13 protein-coding genes are annotated in these 16,705 nt (G+C 39.6%); all 13 read right to left on the bottom strand.

The window, feature by feature from the left end:
- Positions 1 to 11 precede the first annotated feature (11 nt).
- Positions 12 to 509 carry a DUF6795 domain-containing protein gene (locus tag QL989_RS09420; RefSeq protein ID WP_290170013.1) on the bottom strand — a complete coding sequence of 166 codons (498 nt, stop codon included), beginning with the start codon at positions 507 to 509 and terminating at the stop codon, positions 12 to 14.
- A gap of 40 nt (positions 510 to 549) precedes the next feature.
- Entirely contained in the window at positions 550 to 1,077 is a 528-nt protein-coding gene (locus QL989_RS09415; protein ID WP_290170011.1) for an SMI1/KNR4 family protein, read from the bottom strand.
- Positions 1,077 to 5,576 carry an RHS repeat-associated core domain-containing protein gene (locus QL989_RS09410; protein WP_290170010.1) on the bottom strand — a complete coding sequence of 1,500 codons (4,500 nt, stop codon included), beginning with the start codon at positions 5,574 to 5,576 and terminating at the stop codon, positions 1,077 to 1,079. The genes QL989_RS09415 and QL989_RS09410 overlap by 1 nt, the downstream gene beginning before the upstream one ends.
- Positions 5,576 to 6,421: a hypothetical protein gene (locus QL989_RS09405; RefSeq protein WP_290170008.1), complete on the bottom strand. Its 846-nt coding sequence runs from the start codon at positions 6,419 to 6,421 to the stop codon at positions 5,576 to 5,578. Before QL989_RS09405 ends, QL989_RS09410 begins: the two co-directional genes overlap by 1 nt.
- Complete coding sequence (locus QL989_RS09400; protein WP_290170005.1) at positions 6,418 to 7,443, bottom strand: hypothetical protein; 1,026 nt, start codon at positions 7,441 to 7,443, stop codon at positions 6,418 to 6,420. The genes QL989_RS09405 and QL989_RS09400 overlap by 4 nt, the downstream gene beginning before the upstream one ends.
- 2 nt (positions 7,444 to 7,445) lie before the next feature.
- Entirely contained in the window at positions 7,446 to 7,736 is a 291-nt protein-coding gene (locus QL989_RS09395) for a PAAR domain-containing protein (protein ID WP_010389361.1), read from the bottom strand.
- A 38-nt stretch (positions 7,737 to 7,774) separates the two neighbouring features.
- The gene (locus QL989_RS09390; RefSeq protein WP_054201386.1) at positions 7,775 to 8,134 is read right to left on the bottom strand and encodes a hypothetical protein; all 360 of its coding nucleotides are present in this window, start codon (positions 8,132 to 8,134) and stop codon (positions 7,775 to 7,777) included.
- Positions 8,134 to 9,987: a type VI secretion system tip protein TssI/VgrG gene (gene tssI, locus QL989_RS09385; protein ID WP_290170001.1), complete on the bottom strand. Its 1,854-nt coding sequence runs from the start codon at positions 9,985 to 9,987 to the stop codon at positions 8,134 to 8,136. The genes QL989_RS09390 and tssI overlap by 1 nt, the downstream gene beginning before the upstream one ends.
- Positions 9,988 to 10,061: 74 nt before the next feature.
- On the bottom strand, positions 10,062 to 10,541 hold the full coding sequence (locus QL989_RS09380) for a type VI secretion system tube protein Hcp (protein WP_138605861.1): 480 nt from the start codon (positions 10,539 to 10,541) through the stop codon (positions 10,062 to 10,064).
- A 220-nt stretch (positions 10,542 to 10,761) separates the two neighbouring features.
- The gene (gene tssH, locus QL989_RS09375) at positions 10,762 to 13,380 is read right to left on the bottom strand and encodes a type VI secretion system ATPase TssH (protein ID WP_290169999.1); all 2,619 of its coding nucleotides are present in this window, start codon (positions 13,378 to 13,380) and stop codon (positions 10,762 to 10,764) included.
- A gap of 22 nt (positions 13,381 to 13,402) precedes the next feature.
- Positions 13,403 to 14,392, bottom strand: a complete 990-nt coding sequence (gene tssG, locus QL989_RS09370) for a type VI secretion system baseplate subunit TssG (protein WP_010389368.1) — start codon at positions 14,390 to 14,392, stop codon at positions 13,403 to 13,405.
- On the bottom strand, positions 14,389 to 16,215 hold the full coding sequence (gene tssF / locus QL989_RS09365) for a type VI secretion system baseplate subunit TssF (protein ID WP_054201390.1): 1,827 nt from the start codon (positions 16,213 to 16,215) through the stop codon (positions 14,389 to 14,391). The genes tssG and tssF overlap by 4 nt, the downstream gene beginning before the upstream one ends.
- Positions 16,212 to 16,697 (bottom strand): type VI secretion system baseplate subunit TssE, encoded by a 486-nt coding sequence (gene tssE / locus QL989_RS09360; RefSeq protein WP_010389371.1) that lies wholly within the window; start codon positions 16,695 to 16,697, stop codon positions 16,212 to 16,214. Before tssE ends, tssF begins: the two co-directional genes overlap by 4 nt.
- Between the last annotated feature and the right edge of the window lie 8 nt (positions 16,698 to 16,705).

Genomic DNA, 16,705 nt, shown 5'->3' with positions numbered 1-16,705 from the left:
AAATCCTTTTATTATTTAAAATCTTTAAAGTAATCCGTATCGTCGTCTTCAGTTTCATAGATTTCAAAGTCACTTTCCCATCTACAAATAGTCGAGCCATAAAAATCTAAATTTTCATGAGCATGGTTAGGAAATATAAAATCCACATTAGGTGATACTAAATCAGCGTTTAGACTGCTTAGCTTTTGCTTATACTCATCGGGCTCATCAATACCACGTAGCTCACTATTCCAAAGCTCATACTCTTCACCGCCATGAATTGCAGTAATAAGTTGATAAGTAACTTCATGGGAAAACATATCACCGGGTATTTTTGACTCAACAACAACTTCTGGCATATTAAACGTGCCATCGGAAGCTGTAATAACCTGATCTTCTCTATCAATTTTATGTGCAAATTTAAGGCTGCGATTAATTAAAACACCTTCAACGGGATTGTCGTTTAAAGTAATAATCCCTTTAACTTCAGAGCACATGTGTACGTCATATTTTTTTATTAAACCAAACATATTGGTTCTATACCTCTGCTTTTATAATTGAGTACCATAATTAGTCTTCAATTATGTCCATTATTTTATCGTAATCCACATCTACAAGTTCAGGATCAGGGCTTCCAGTCACAAGAAAAGATAAGTAATCTGTAAAGCTTTTAAACTTAGACACCTCTTGGCCATATGTTTCAGTTAAAAATAGACCGACCTCACCCGCACGTTCAGATTCTTTGGAAAACAAAAAGTAATAACCACCACCATCGTATGTATTAATCACCAAACCAAATTTTGGAACTGGTAAATAATTTTCTTTTTCATATGACTTAACGTGATGTATGGTGTTTAGATTGACAGCTGAATATTTTTTGAATCTATAGTTATCATCTGGAAGCCCTTGAACCCCCCCGCCAAACCATGATGCAAAACCAAAATTTGATAAGAAATATTTATAATCATTTGGCAAAGTTATCCCAAAATCCATTTCAAGAGACGCAATTTCTTCATCAGAAGCCCCACCCGCTCTATCATCATAATTTTTCAACAACTTGGCTTCGCCAATAAGCCCTGCTATTTTTTCATTCTTCACTATAAAAACTCCCAGTTATTTAAATTAGACAAAGAGGGACCATCACCACTTGCATAAGGACACTTACCTTCAGCGTACCAATGTAATTCTTTATTTTTTTTACTATGGTACTCATCAGGTAGTAATTCTAGATTTTCTAGTTTATTCGGATCTTCGTTACTTTCACATCTAAATATAGGCTTCTTGTGATGTACATTATACCCTCTAGGTACCTCACCTTTATATTCCATGTACTCTAATTCATCTTTGCTAAAGTACTCATGTGCGATGTGATTATCGTTGTTTAAAGCGGCATTTGCATAGCTAGATATATACTCAGCCCTCTTAGGTGGAAAAGCTTTCCTAGCGATCTCTACTTCACCCACTGTACGTTTATGATATTTAGTCGGTTTTGAATTAGGGCTGAGTTTTACACGCTTACTGTTAATAACATGCTGTTCAGCAAATTGTGCTGTGCTTATAACCTCTGTACTAATAACTTCACCTGATGTACTCATTTTATTGAGTTTAATTAAGCCATTATCTTCATCAAGGCCTGCAATATCATATACATGCTCTTTTCTATATTTAGCACCCTCTGCTGTATATTTAAGAGTCGATTTTTGTGGGTCGTTAATAACTGCACTTGCAATCGCAATTTCTAGAATTTTATTTTTTGTAGCTTCATCAATACCACCTGAAGAAACTAAATTAGAAAGCATTCTATCAAGCCTTTCTTCACCCTCTTTACACAACAACCCAAACGGATCCACCCAATTAACCGGGTTCGGTGCATATTGATAGTGGTTTATCCCACCCACTAAGCCAATCGGATCTTGGTTTATAAAGCGCTGTTGTTTGGGGCTGTAGTAGCGGTAGCGGTTGTAATGTAGGCCGCTCTCTTCATCTAAATACTGACCCTGAAAGCGTATAGGCTGAGTGAAGCTACTTTCTTTGTTAGTGCCAGACTCGGCTTCTGACTCTTCATAACCATACACATCGGCTTGATTTTCCCATACCACTTCTGCTTTGTTGTTGGTTACAAAACGAGGCGTATTCAGTTGATCTAGGTGGTAGTAGTACACCTCATCTTGTTTAATAAGCGCAACTGGGTGGAATTGATTTGGCAGGTTGATATACCAGGTATATTCACCGTGTTGGTATTCGCCAATTAACTGGTCGTTATCCCAAATGTAGTCAATTTTGCCCTGCTCGGTGTGCTTGCCGATACGACGCCCAAGTGGGTCGTAATCGTATTGAGTAAGCGTGCCGTTGTTGTTAAAGCAGCTTAACTGATTAAACGCGTTGTATTCGCGGCGGGTTTTTATGCCTTTGCCGGTTTCGCGGATTTGGTTACCAAACTCATCATAATGAAAGTCGCTATCGCCAAAGTGGGTTAAACGGTCTGCGTCTGTAGAGCCTTTAATAACTCCATCGTCTTCGCTTAGCTCACTGGCTGCGGTTGCTGTACTTGAATCACTGTACTCACTATGAATTACATTACGTGTGCTTTCTGACTGACTGCTTTCAACCTTATTGATGGCATCGCTATCATCATTGTGCTGAGTAGTTTGTTGTTCGGCTAACTCGTTATTTTGAATTTTTGATTGACTAACTGGGTTACCAAAACTGTCCCACTGGTATTGAGTGGTTGTATCAACTTCAGAACTCGCTAGATTTTGTTGAATTAACTGGCCAAGGCTGTTGTACTCAAAATTAATGTTATGGCTGCTAACGCCTTCGTTATCACGAGCAATGAGCTGGTTTACGCTGTCGTAATTGTATGCACAGGTATCAAATAGTGCTTGCGCAGGATGAGTTAACTGCTGCTGTGTTAAGCGGTTAAATACATCAAACTGTTGGGTAAGGGTTACGTCATTACCAAACTTTTGCGTTTGGATATTACCTTGGCTGTCGTAGCTAAGCTGTGCAAGTTCAACAGCTGTGCTATTAGCTTGCTGTAAATGAATAGCACTTAGCTGACCAAATTTATTGTAACTATATTTAAGCGTGCTTGAATCTGGCAAGGTCAGTGATTGCCTTCTGCCGTAGTCGTCGTAACTGTATTTTAAGGTATGCGCTTGTTGCTGATTATGTACTTGCTCAGCACGCAGTAACCGCCCACCTTTATCAAACTGCTGATTTAAAGTTGATTGTGCATTATGCGCACGGGTAATTTTACCTTGCAGGTTATAGCTGTAGTAATTGGCATTATTAACGATGTGAGTATCGGTTGCCAAACTTGCATGTTGCGCAGTTACGCGGCCTAATTTATCACGCTCTATTTTTACATGGCGTTTATCGCTTTGTGTAACCGAGGTTAAGCGGTTGCAAGCATCGTATTTATACTGCTGCAGCGTACCGTCAAACCCAGTAACTTGCGTTGGGTTTTCGTTTGCGTCATAACTTATGCGGTATACATGGCCGTCGCTGCGCTCAATGGCAGTTAAGTTACGCTCTTTATCGTAGGTTAAATGCAATGCGCTGCCATCGGGCTGAATAACACAATGTGGCTGGCTTAGCCCTTCAAAGTGTTGCTCGGTGGTATCACCCTTACTGTTTTGCGAGCTAATTAACCGCCCTGCATCATCGTAACTAAAATATTGATGCTGTTTGTTCTCAGGGTCTTTTTCGTCAAAGGCAATAGTTTGCGCAAGCTGGCCGTGCTCATTGTATTTATATTGAGTCAGCAAACCTGCGTTATTAATGGTGGCATTTACACGGCCTAAACTGTCGTAGCTATAACGAATAAGCTCATCGTTATGGTGCTTGGCTAAAAGCTCGCCTTGCTCGTTCCATACAAATTTAGTGACTTGCCCATCTTTATTTATGTGTTGGGTTAATTGGCCAAATTTGTCATAGCTGTAAAGTACGGTACGACCGTCGCCAAAGGTTTCACTTTGCAGCAAACCCGCCACGCTATATTTACGGGTAATGGTTTGGCCATCAGGCAAGGTGGTTAATACACGCTGACCCAATTGGTTGTAAGCAAATTTAGTGACACTGCCATCTGGTTGGGTTATTGATTCTAATTGACCATAAGGGGTATAGCTGTATTTTATTTCACTGCTATCTGGCTTTATTTCCGTTATTTTTTGACCTTGTGCGTTATAGCGGTATTGCCACACATTACCATTTGGATCGGTGTGCTTAACTAACTTACCTTGCGCGTTATGTACAAAGTGTTCTTTATGCCCACGCGAATCTATACAGGTTGTTTCACCAGCGTTTAAATTATATTCAAACTGATACGTATAGGTGTTGTTATCGCCCCATTGTTTTATACATTTAGCACTTGATGAGTAACTGTCCCATTCAAAATGATGGCTAAAACCACTGGCACGGGTACGCTTAGTTAATAAGTTAGCGGCGTTATAGCCATAATGCTCTGTTTCACCCTGCTGATTGGTCGCGCGAACGAGATTTTTGTTTTCATCATAATCATATTGCGCAAGTAACGGCGTTAGCAATACAGGCTTATTGTTATCGCCAGTACGGTAAGCCGAAATGTTTGCCAGCAACCCTTGCGGGTTATATTTTAAAATACAGCCACGCGCTTTATTTACCTCAACGCGATGCAAGCGCTCTTTCGCATCGTAATAAAAACCAATACTTTGGCCTTTTTCATTAATAACTTTTTCGAGCAACCATGAGTTCTCGCCGGCTTTAAACGTAAGATGCTGATCATCTGGGGTTACCAATACTTGCTTACCATTAGTTTGGTAATGCAACGCCAAATTACTACTTAACTGATAGCTCGATTGCCCCGGTTTTACTTTTTCAAAGCGGTGTTTAGCGCCATGCTCATCTTGGTATTCTAACCAGTAGGTGCCTTTTTGCTTTGGACCTACTTTAGGTGGCGGTAAATAGTGCTCAGTTAGCTGCACCATAAAGTCATGTCGCCAACCATTACCCATTACACTGCATACATCCGCATGCGATGAGCGGTATAGGCGTCGCCAAATTAATTGTTTGCTGCCTGCTAAGGTGAAATCAATAAGCGGCAGTATTTCTTCACCCGAGAGCATAGAAACTGGATCAGAACGGCATTCTTGCTTGGTGATAGGTTCTTCACTTGGGGTATTATTACTTGCACCGCCACTATTTTTAGCCGGCGCTTGAGAGGCACTTTTACCTGAGGCAGTTGAACTGCTCTTACTATTTAGCTTTTTACCTGCTGCGCCGCTATTGGTGTTATCGCTTACTTGAATAGCCGACTTAGCTTTTTGGTGATAGCAACTAATTTTATCTGCAACCAAAGCTTGGGTTAATACACTCGCGGTTTCACGGGCTGACGAACCGCGCGAACAGCTTACTCCTGCAAGGTTAAGCAAGTTAATAACGTCTAAACGTTTAGCTGCATCGCTTGTAAGCGCACTGCCGACTTGTGCAATTTGATTTTTGGCACTTTCCGGCGTGTTAGCTGCTACAGCAACAAAGCCCGACGGCGCAGAACCTTTACCTGCGACGAGGCAAATTGGGTAACTTATTCCCTGTAAAACAACGGTATTACTTTGCATTAGCTGTGTACTTCCTCACTTATCCATAAGTATGATGCTGCACCTTGATGCTTAGCTTGCTCATGTGAGAGCATTAATGCATAACTAAAATGCTCAACAATTGCAGGGCTTGTAGTTAATTGGTACAAATTAACCAACCCTTCTAGTGCGCCTATTTTCCCTAATTTATAATTGGGTAGTTCGTAATAAGTGTGCTCATCAATTAAGCTAGTAAGTAGCTGTAAATTGTTTAGCCAACTATCATCATCTACCCCATTTCCTGGTGCAAAAATTAAATCAATCTTATTCTCTGTTTGTTCAGCTAATCGCGTAAGCATACCTGCAAGCTGATTATGTTTGCTAAAATCAATAGATGCTGCAATTTCATGGCTTACCTGCGACCACCCATAAGGCACCATTTCAACTACAGCCAACGCACCACCTACACCTTGATATACAAACTGCTGCTGTTTATTTGCTTTAAAAGTTGCATCTAAAGCAATTACATTAAATTTTTGCCATTTTTTTTCACCGGCCAAAGCTATAGCAGAGTGCGCGGCTGTTGCACCATGAAAAATAAGCTCGTTGCTATGATCGGGGTATAGCTGTTGTAAGCTCTGAGTTAATAACTGTTTTAGCTCGTCTTGAAATGATAAAGCTGGAAGTAACCAAATCATCGGCAATGTGCTGTCTGTGACTTCTGCCATTAATTCTTTAGATTTAATTATGCAATCGTAAACACATGCATCCCAAGACTGCCATTGCAACTCATTAAAAACAGCACTGTTATCGTCAAATAATAATGCATCTACGCTGCTAATATTTGGGGCAGAAAAGCATACCATCTCTATTGAAAATGCACTCATGATACCACCTCGTCCTGAGCTTTATTGGCAGCGAGGTGTTGATAATAGCGATATAAGTTAAACACCCCTTGGCTATAGCTATCCATGGCTGATAAATAAATGGCATTAGGCACTTCATCAAGAGGGTGTCCTGCAATCAATCGTAAACTCGACATGGCGGTTTCATATTTAGGCCAGTTATGTTTTAACTGCTGCTGAAAATCTATTAACGCGCTTTCATCGCCTTGCCAAGCAAGTCGTTGAATATCGTACTCCACTAGCTGATCGAGTTTATCACCTAACATGCGCCTTATTAGCGCAATAATTAACGCGGGTTGCTCTACCTGTTGTAATAAAGAATTAGCTAAAACAATTAGTTTTACAAAACCGCTTTGTAATAAAATATGCAGTGTTTGATCAACCGATAAGTTATTACTGGCATGATTACTTAAGCTGTTTACTTGCTCAAAATTTAATGACAACAAAAATAACGACATTAAGGGGGATAGATGGGCTTGTTCACTTAATGCATCAAAAATTGCCGTTAATATCTTTATATCGTGGTGCTGCGCAAGGCTGGTAATTTGATTTATAGTGACCAGGGTTTGCGGGGGAATTTCATCATCAGCAATGTAAGCAAAAAACAAGGTGTTTAAATTTAATAGCCGAATTAAGTTAAAGCTATGCTGTTGAATAACCACTTTATTTATAATGATTTTAAAAAAAGCACTAAGCGCTGGCTGATTAAGCAGTTCATTTATAAATATAATATTTTTATTTTGTGGCAAGTTAGCCATAACTTCAATACATGCTTGGGCAACTAATTCATCGTTTTTAGTGTTAGTTATTATTTCGACTAGTTGCTTAGTGGTGGGCAATTTAAAATTATTTTTTTGATTATTGTTTTTTGCGTTTACCCAGCAGCTTTCTAATAGGGTTTTTCTTAAATAACGAACATGACCTACACACGTAAACGGGCACAATTGAGCGTTACTAATTTGTAGTAATTGTGCTTGATGATCACTTAAATAGGTCGCTAGCAAAGTTAGCCACCAATTAAAACAGTTGGGTTGCCCACAACGATTTTTCCGCCGTGGCCACTATCATCGCCCATTCTGGCAGCGGGTTTACCATTAATTTTAACGCTCCCCGAGCCTGTTTTTACGCTATCTGGCGGGCCAATACACACTATCATGTCGCCTTTGCGCGCCGCGGGCATGCCACCTATTAACACATTGCCAGAGCCGGCAACTATAGGTCCACCCACATGTGGCACTTTAGCGGTCACTTTAGGGCATACATGCATATGACCAATTGTAGCAGCGGGTTTACCCATTTTGACTCCTTGTCGTATCTTTGCTTGTTTATGAAATACTATTCATACAGTGGAATAACTAGTAGCTTGTTAGTCGTCACTAATAGCGAAATTTCTTCAATTAGCTCATCTTTACTGTGATCAGCAAGTGCCACTGTGCTTTGAGTTGCATATTGATATAAATTTGAAATTACATTTTCACTATTAAGTGAATCACTTAAATGAATAAAAAACTGCTGTGCATAATAGCCATTCATAGCTTTTAAATGACTTAAAGCAGGGCTTAATAATGGATCATCTGGCCTATTTATTGGTAAACACACTAAATGCGGTAAACCGTAACGGCAGTAAACAACGTGCCCGTTATTTGCAATGCCGTTTCTGAATCCTGATTGAAAGTTATTGACTATTTCCATCATTAATTTAACTTAATTACACCAGCAGATAAGGTAATGGCACTGCCATCTACTTTTACATTGCTGCCTTTAATATCAATATTTGTACCTTCTATAGTGATATTGCCACTACTGCTCATTTTAATTTGTGCAGAGCCTGTTTTAATCACTATTTCGTCACCCGCTTCAATATTAAGTGTTTTACCTACTTTTAAGGTGTCGTTTTCACCCATTTCGGCAATACGGTTTTTTGTAACATTAAGATTGTCGTTATTAAGAATTTCAACATTACGATCGTTATCTATTTTTTCGTTTTGATCGTTTTTAACGTAAAGCTGTTTATCTTTTTCGGCTTGCATATACACAAGCTCGCTGCCTTTTTTATCCTCAAAGCGCAGTTCATTAAAATTATCTGCTCCACCTTCTTTAGTTGAGCGAGTTTTAATACCACTTTGCGTTTTTTCGCCTGGTAAAGCGTACGGAGGCATTAAATCTGCGTTATAAACAGCACCGCTTATAATAGGTTGATCTGGGTCGCCATTAATAAAATCAACCAGAACTTCTTGACCCACGCGAGGGAAGAAAAATGCCCCCCACTTTTTGCCGGCCCAGTTTTGTGCAACTCGGATCCAACATGAACTTTTAGAATCTTTTTTGCCTTCGCGATCCCAATCAAATTGCACCTTTACGCGGCCATATTGGTCAATCATAATTTCATCGGCGCTATCACCCGTTACTATGGCTGTTTGTACGCCATTGATAACCGGTTTCTTTTTGCTCACTTGCGCTCTGTATGGAATATCTTTTGGCACACATTCAAAATGGTTAGAATACACTTCTTCACTTGATGCTTGTGCAGCGCCTGATTGGTTTGGTACTACAATCGATGTCATCATCGAAGTAATAGCAAAGGTTTTACCTTCAAGGCGTGGGTCTTCATGTTTTTTGAAACTAAACAGTTTACCAACAGAAAATGAGCGGCAGTCACTGCGCCCGCTTGAGAGCTTCATGTCTCTTTGTAGTGACTCTAATTGTACAGATGCCAAATTAGCAGCACGAGGATGGCACTCTGCCTCTGCTGTATATTCAAAAATTTCTGATACCGATTGCGTGGGTAACTCGGCATTTGCTTGCTCTGCATCAGGGTAACGCGACGGCTGTTTAAAATCGTAGCCTAAACGCTTAAAACTGCCTGGAGCTAAGCTTAATCCGCCTTGCCAACGCGAAACATGAGATTCGCTTAAATGGCCAGTTGAATGAATAACTTTAGCCTCACCACATGTTTCATAGGCAGTGATATCATCTGCCAAAACTAATGTATGGTTACTTTTTGTATGCTCAAAGAAGTAAAAAATACCTTCGCTTTGTAATAAGCGTTGGATAAAGTCAAAATCTGACTCTTGATATTGCACACAGTATTCGTATTTGGGGTAGGTTTTACTGGTTTTGTCTGAAAAAGCCACATTGTGTTGGCCAAACAAATCAGCAAATATATCTTTTATTGTTTTCTTTTGGAAAATGCGACTGTTTTTGCGATTACGCATAGAAGCGGCAAAAGGCACAATGGTAGCTTGATAATCAATGTAATTTTTTTGTTCGTCAACGTCCGCAGTGCGGCTGCCGTTAGAAACAAGCTGGCTCACAATACCGTGATAATAACGCTCTCCCCCACCCTCGGCATTTTTTACCTTTATCGATACCGGTTTGCCAACCAGATCTTCATGTGCGATTTGTTGGCCTATGGTGTACATATTGGCCGACATAACAAACAAATCTGACATGGCTTCTTGTGCAACGAAGCGTGTTAAATAAAGGGCGTCTTTACCAACAGGGGTACTAATTTGAATTACGTTTTTATCTTGTGTTGCTTTTTGCATTCCTTGCTTTTCCCATCCTGAAGATCAAAAAAAGCTCTGAGCATAAGCCCAGAGCTACAATCGGGTAACAAATATTACATTTGTTGACCTTTAACACCGCTGTAACCATATACTAGTGGTGCAGTGATGTTGTTTTGATCGTCAGTTGGTGTAACAGTCATCATCATTTCAGTATAGCTGATAGTGATTGTTTCAATTGGACGGTCGTTTTGAACTGATACTGAGTAGCTAGAGATCATGGCATCTGTAAGTTCGATTTTCATGATTTCTTCAACTTTATCACCTTGTTTAGTGATATGGAAAATAGCAGGTAGACCTTTACCAATAGTTGCTTCTTTGAAAAGATCCGGAGATGCTTTATCTTGAAGTTTAGTAATAGTCACATCGCCTAGACGAGTAGAGCTAGATTCACGGTCCATTGCTGTACCAGTCGCTGCACTAATCTCACGGCTAACGTTCCAATCTAAAGATAAAACTGTAATTAAATCTTTGAAAGACTCGGCAGTAGTTTCGCCTTTGATTGAACCGTATTTTAAATATGTATTTGCTTGCATTTGATAATGCTCCTTTTTATTAAACAATATTATCCATTATGTGGATTCGTTTACTTTGGTTACCCAAAATTCCTTGAAATCATTATCTCTAAAACAGCAATGAAAAGGTCTTCAGAATTCCTTTCCCTAGATGAAGACAATGTCTCAAAAATTCCATGTTTCTATATAAGACACACGAATTATAATGCTCTAAAACTAAAGAAACAACCATAAAAACAGGTTATTTTAAATTAACTTTAGTTAGCTCAATATCAAACTCATTATCCTTAATTAACAATGAGATAGATGTCACTTTTTCACCATCAACCATGCTCGAAAGCAAAATTTCAGACAATAGTGGTAGTACTTTATTCTGTAATATGGTGTGAATATTTCTTGCACCCGAACCAGCATTTTGACAATTAGCAATAATGTGCTCAATCACGTCATCGTTATACGTTAATTGCGCATCATAATGCTTTTTAACACGCTTAATTATTTTGCTAATTTGCAGCGCTGCAATTTGGGTCAGAATTTCATCACTTAACGGAATGTAAGGAATGACATTAATGCGCCCTAAAAATGCGGGTTTAAATGCGCCTAATAAATCATCTTGTAATGCTTTTAATAAACCTTTAATACTCGGCTTACTTTCTTCATCTTCAAATAAGCTCATTGTGGTATCAGTACCCACATTTGAGGTCATAATAATGATGGTGTTTTTAAAGTCGATGTCTCGGCCTTCACCGTCTTTTATGGTGCCTTTATCGAATACTTGATAGAAAATATCTTGCACGCCTGGATGGGCTTTTTCCATTTCATCAAGTAGCACCACACTGTATGGTTTTCTTCTTACTGCTTCGGTTAAAATACCACCTTCGCCATAACCAACATAACCCGGAGGTGAGCCAAGTAGTAATGACACTTTATGCTCTTCTTTAAACTCAGACATGTTAATAACTGTTACGTTATCTTCACTGCCATACACTTCTTGTGCTAGTGAAAGCGCGGTCTCTGTTTTACCAACACCGCTTGGGCCTGCCAGCATAAATATACCATTAGGGCGACTTTCGTCTGCTAGCTGCGCACGGGAGGTTTGCACCACTTTAGCCATAAGTTCAAGCGCATGATCTTGGCCAACTACGCGTTGTTTCATTTGCTCAGCTAAATTTAAAATGCCATGAATTTCATCTTCATGCATTTTACCAACAGGAATACCAGTCCAATCAGAAATAACCTGTGCAATCAATTCTTCATCAACTTGCCAATGCACCATGTTATGCTCATACGAGGCAAGCTTAAGCTTGCTTTCTTTTAACTGCTCAAGTACTTCAGCAGAAGAGTCTGCATCGTTGGTATTAATCGATTCTAGCGCTTGGTTTAACTCGGCAACTATATCCTTCTCAACATTGAACTGCTCATTTAATGGTTCAAGTTGCTGTTCAATCTCAACTAGTTCAGATTTAAGTGCTGATAATTGTTCACTATGATCTAAACCAGTTTTTTGCTCACGATTTAACATTAAAACTTGCGCTTCAATTTCACTAAGCCTGTTTATTAACTGCTCAATCGCATTAGGTGTCGATGCTTGGCTCATAGCAACACGAGCACATGCCGTATCTAACAATGCAACGGCTTTATCGGGAAGTTGTCTCGCAGTAATGTACCTGTGCGATAGATGCACTGCACTTTCAAGTGCTTGCTCTGAAATAAACACTTTATGATGTTTTTCCATCACAGGAACTAAACCACGCAACATAGCAACCGCTTTTTCTGGTGTTGGCTCTTCAACTTTAACCACTTGGAAGCGACGTGTTAGTGCAGCATCTTTTTCAAAAAACTTTTTATATTCAGCCCACGTTGTTGCTGCAATAGTACGTAACTCCCCTCTCGCTAGAGCAGGCTTAAGTAAGTTGGCAGCATCATTTTGACCCGCTTGTCCGCCACTACCAATCATAGTGTGAGCTTCATCTATGAAAAGAATCACAGGATCAACAGCGTTTTTCACTTCATTAATTAGTGACTTCAAACGATTTTCAAATTCACCTTTCATACCCGCACCTGCTTGCAGCAAAGCCAAATCTAGGCTGTGCAACTTAACGTTTTGTAACACTGCAGGTACGTCTTTTTGAGCAATCCTTAGGGCAAGTCCTTCAACCACAGCGGTTTTACCTACACCCGCTTCACCGGTTAAGATTGGATTGTTTTGACGACGTCTGGTTAAAATATCTACCATCTGACGTATTTCGAAATCACGGCCTAAAATTGGGTCTATTTTTCCCGCTTTTGCTTGAGCGGTTAAATCTACGGTAAATTGATCTAAGCTTGGTGTTTTAGATGAACTATTTGCAGGTGTTGTAGCACTTGCAGTGGTAGTATTACGTTCTTGCGATTGGGCAACAATTTCAGGCCATGCATGTAGTAATTGTCCAGGTTCTATATTATTGAAAAGCTTGCTACAACGCGTTACTAAACTAGACAAGGTATCGTCTTTTGTAAGCGTATAAATAACGTAAGCACTGCGAATTTGCTCATCGGTAAATTCTATACTGGTGCTTAACCATGATTGTCTAAGTAAAGTAGTAACATGTACCGACAGACTAGGCGACGAATCACTGCCCGTTTTAAATGACTCTAATGATTGATTTAAATCTTGCTTTACCTGATCAATATCAATATCGAAAGCACCGAATATGAGTCTAACATCGTCTAGTTGCTGCTCAATCATAGCTAACAGCCAATGCTCTAATTCAACCGTAAAATGGCTGCGGCTATTACAAATTGCGACCGCTGCTTCTAAGCTCTTTCTACAATCTGGGCTTAGTTTCTCAACTAATTTGTTTAATGTCATCGTTGACATACACTGTTCCTTTTAATTTTAATTATCCTTTAAACGATAACTTAGTAGGGTTAAATTTAGGGGTGTTTTTACTCGCCATTAAAAAGCTATTTGCGCCTAGTTGGCATTCACTTTTTGACAGCTGCACCGCATCAAGTTGTTGAAAATCTGATTCAATTACAAGTCGAAATGAAATAGCATTGCCGGCATAGTCTTTGACAATTTTTTTAGCTAATTCAAATAACTTGCCTTTAGGTAACAAGGATTTTGCTTTATCAAAATCGCGGGTACTGATATGGATCTCGATATTAGAAGAAATATCCCATATCTTTTTACCAATTACCGTATCAACACCTAAGCGGGCATGTTGTCCCTCATAAAGGCGTTCACTTGCTAAACATGTTTGCTCTTGTGGCTTCAAATCATGCCACTTACCTATCATTTGTTTAATGACAACATCACAGCCAAGATATGAGCTCAGTACACTTTTTAAGTCAAAAGCATTGCGAATTTTTCGGCTATAAAGGCCTGAAAAGTGCAACTGATGTTCATCATAACCGCCGCTTAAAAGCCCTAATATTTGCGTGTATGGGTCTTTGTTTTTATCTTTATTTACATGATTTAAAGACGGTTTATATTTTTTCCACGCTCGATAATATAAAGACACCAAACGGTGATTAAACATGTCGTAAAAGTCGCGCATAGTTGTATCTTTATAGCGAAGACGCTGCATCACCAATTCGCTATAAAATTGAGGCAAAGCGCCCGAACAACCCGTTAATCCCATAAAAGAGATCTGCATGTTGACTTTATGTAAGCCATCTTCAAAGCTTGCTTGTTCTAATTTTGTGATAGCGTTACCTGGGTAACCAAATTTTTGAGTTGCGGTAAACTTAATTAACTCTTGCTTTGGACTACTGTCATACCCTACATAGCGATACTCCAAGCCATGCTTTTTCAGCTGGTTTTCTATAATAAAAACTGCTTTATAAAAGTCAACTTGTGACGCTTGAGAAATAATATGTTGGATCATATTAACGGGCTTTCCCCAACTCGCGCAGGCCATTGGTAATACACTTGCTCTTGTTCTTTTAGCCTTAAACTAACGCGAGTAAAGCTATTAATTGCTGCAAATTGCGCAAAGAAATGATCGAGGATAGAGGCAAAGAAAAACATGCCACTACCTGAAAAGTCATCATTGGCGAAGGTAATTTCAATTTCACTTCCCGTTGCAAAGCTTACTCGCCCTTTTTGCACAACACGAGCCGTTGCGGGTTCTACAACCACACGGTAAATATTATCAATAAGGCCTTTTGTTTGCGGAGATGCTCTAAAGTCATAAAGGCGTAGCACTTCCTTTAGCTTGTTGCACGCATCATCTCCACTAAACGCGTCGAGCGTTAAATGATTAACTAATTGCCAACGAGTTGCATCGGCTAATATCGGTCTAACTGCATGAGTAAATGGAATTAAACATCTAATTTTTTTAATTACATCGCCGCGCTCTGGCATTAATAAGCCTAGCTCATCGTCTCCAAAAGGCATGCTCGCAGGGAGGTTTCGATTACTGCAATTAGCACGTACGGTTAGGACCGTGTTCCCTTCAGCATAATCCATAGCGCTATTTTCAAATCGTGCATCTACCAATGATAGAAACGATTCGGTGCCTGACTCAACATAACCCCCTGCCCATGAGGCAGTTTCTCTGCGGATATGCCAAAACAAATCATCATGGCCTTGGTATCGTGGATGGGTTTGTCCATAAAACGGACAAACTATTTGTTTATTTCCCTTATGGTCAAAGGCAATTACTTCTGAAATACCAATTACTTCTGAAATCTCAGAGTCCATATAACGCGGCGTTAGTTGGTATTCGTATTCGCTCAGCTCAGGGCGAATAGGTTCTAATTCTTGTTCAAACATATTAATTATGGGCGTACACCCCATCAAGAACATGTCTTTGTCTACTTGCTTTTCAAGCTCTGAAGATTCAGCATCAAGATAAATATACACTGTGCATTTATTAGAATTTTTAGGCAACGATGAGTGAATATTTTCAAGTTCAAAAAAACGAAACTTTTCAGGAAAGGTAAAATTTTCGACGAGTAAGCGATAGCCGGCACTTGATCGCTGCGAATACGGTACAACCGCTTCATTTGCATCAAAGCCAACCGCTTTAAGTTGAGTTTTAGAAAGGTACTTTATTCCCTCATCACCATTATCAAAAGCAATGCCAATAGCGTGCTTAAACAATAATTCATACACTTTAAGCGTATGATGCCATTGGCCATTTATAAATAATCGTAATTTTTCCAACCCAGTTTCAGCCAGTGATACACCCGGGTATTCACCGGTTAGCTCAAGTTTGAAAATTGACTTTGCTTTCTCATGCCAACGTGGTTTTGGTGCCACAAAAGGACTGTTATCAAATTGCGCACTGGTAATTTCAACAGGCCATAAGTAAGTTTCATAACAGGTTTGAAACTTACATTGCTTCATTGACTCAACATTTGTTTCAACTTCACTCGCTCTTGGAATGACTACTCCCGTGGTTGAGAGGTTTTCAGCCTCTAATTTAACCACCGACATTGAAGGAATAGGCGCTTGATAGTCAGGTAACATTTGCCCTAATAAAGCATCAGTAAGCTCAGGAAAGCTATCATCTAACTTTTGCCTAATATTAGCCGTTAAAAATGCGAACGATTCAATTAATCTAGATACATGAGGGTCTTCAATATGATCATCACTTAGCTTTAATCGCCCTGCAACTTTAGGGTATTTTTCAGAGAAGTCCTTACCCATATGACGAACAAACGCCAATTCACGATTGTAATATTTTAATAATTCATCGTTCATAAAGAAGCCTCTATAATCTTCATCCCTAAGTTCACAGGCTCAACTTCAGAGTCAAAGCTAATAAACTCAGGCTCTGGATCTGCATATAGTAAAGCGTTTATTCGCAAGTTTAATACTCTATTTACGGGTACTTCATCGTCAGTAAATACCTCAACCTCAATGAACCGAGGCTCAAATTTCAAAATTGTATTTCTAACGGTTTCACATAGCAGTGCCCGCCCTTCGTGAGAGCTCACCGACATACTCGAAAAGTCAGGTAAACCATACGATAAACAGGATGTTGCTAACTCTGCGTACTGCGCTGGCCACGTGTGCCATTGAATTCGCGCATTTAGCAGCGCTTCTATGTCTCTGCGCACATTTTTTCTCAGCTCACTAATGCTGATCCCCTCAGTGCGAGATGGGGCATCCTGAAAGTCTGGCTCATCGTCAATGAGCCTATCTAAAATGGATGCTTGAAGCTGCTGCTTATGCTCTATCATAATTATTT

It is taken from the genome of Pseudoalteromonas sp. APC 3224 (assembly GCF_030407535.1).
In the GTDB taxonomy this organism is placed as follows: Bacteria; Pseudomonadota; Gammaproteobacteria; order Enterobacterales; family Alteromonadaceae; genus Pseudoalteromonas.
This window is presented reverse-complemented; position numbering and strand designations above follow the sequence as displayed.

Bases quoted from the DNA above. Each gene is read 5' to 3' on its own strand.
- QL989_RS09420 (WP_290170013.1), bottom strand. From the start codon at position 509: ATGTTTGGTTTAATAAAAAAATATGACGTACACATGTGCTCTGAAGTT.
- QL989_RS09410 (WP_290170010.1), bottom strand. From the start codon at position 5,576: ATGCAAAGTAATACCGTTGTTTTACAGGGAATAAGTTACCCAATTTGC.
- QL989_RS09405 (WP_290170008.1), bottom strand. From the start codon at position 6,421: ATGAGTGCATTTTCAATAGAGATGGTATGCTTTTCTGCCCCAAATATT.
- QL989_RS09395 (WP_010389361.1), bottom strand. From the start codon at position 7,736: ATGGGTAAACCCGCTGCTACAATTGGTCATATGCATGTATGCCCTAAA.
- QL989_RS09390 (WP_054201386.1), bottom strand. From the start codon at position 8,134: ATGATGGAAATAGTCAATAACTTTCAATCAGGATTCAGAAACGGCATT.
- tssI (WP_290170001.1), bottom strand. From the start codon at position 9,987: ATGCAAAAAGCAACACAAGATAAAAACGTAATTCAAATTAGTACCCCT.
- QL989_RS09380 (WP_138605861.1), bottom strand. From the start codon at position 10,541: ATGCAAGCAAATACATATTTAAAATACGGTTCAATCAAAGGCGAAACT.
- tssH (WP_290169999.1), bottom strand. From the start codon at position 13,380: ATGTCAACGATGACATTAAACAAATTAGTTGAGAAACTAAGCCCAGAT.
- tssG (WP_010389368.1), bottom strand. From the start codon at position 14,392: ATGATCCAACATATTATTTCTCAAGCGTCACAAGTTGACTTTTATAAA.
- tssF (WP_054201390.1), bottom strand. From the start codon at position 16,215: ATGAACGATGAATTATTAAAATATTACAATCGTGAATTGGCGTTTGTT.
- tssE (WP_010389371.1), bottom strand. From the start codon at position 16,697: ATGATAGAGCATAAGCAGCAGCTTCAAGCATCCATTTTAGATAGGCTC.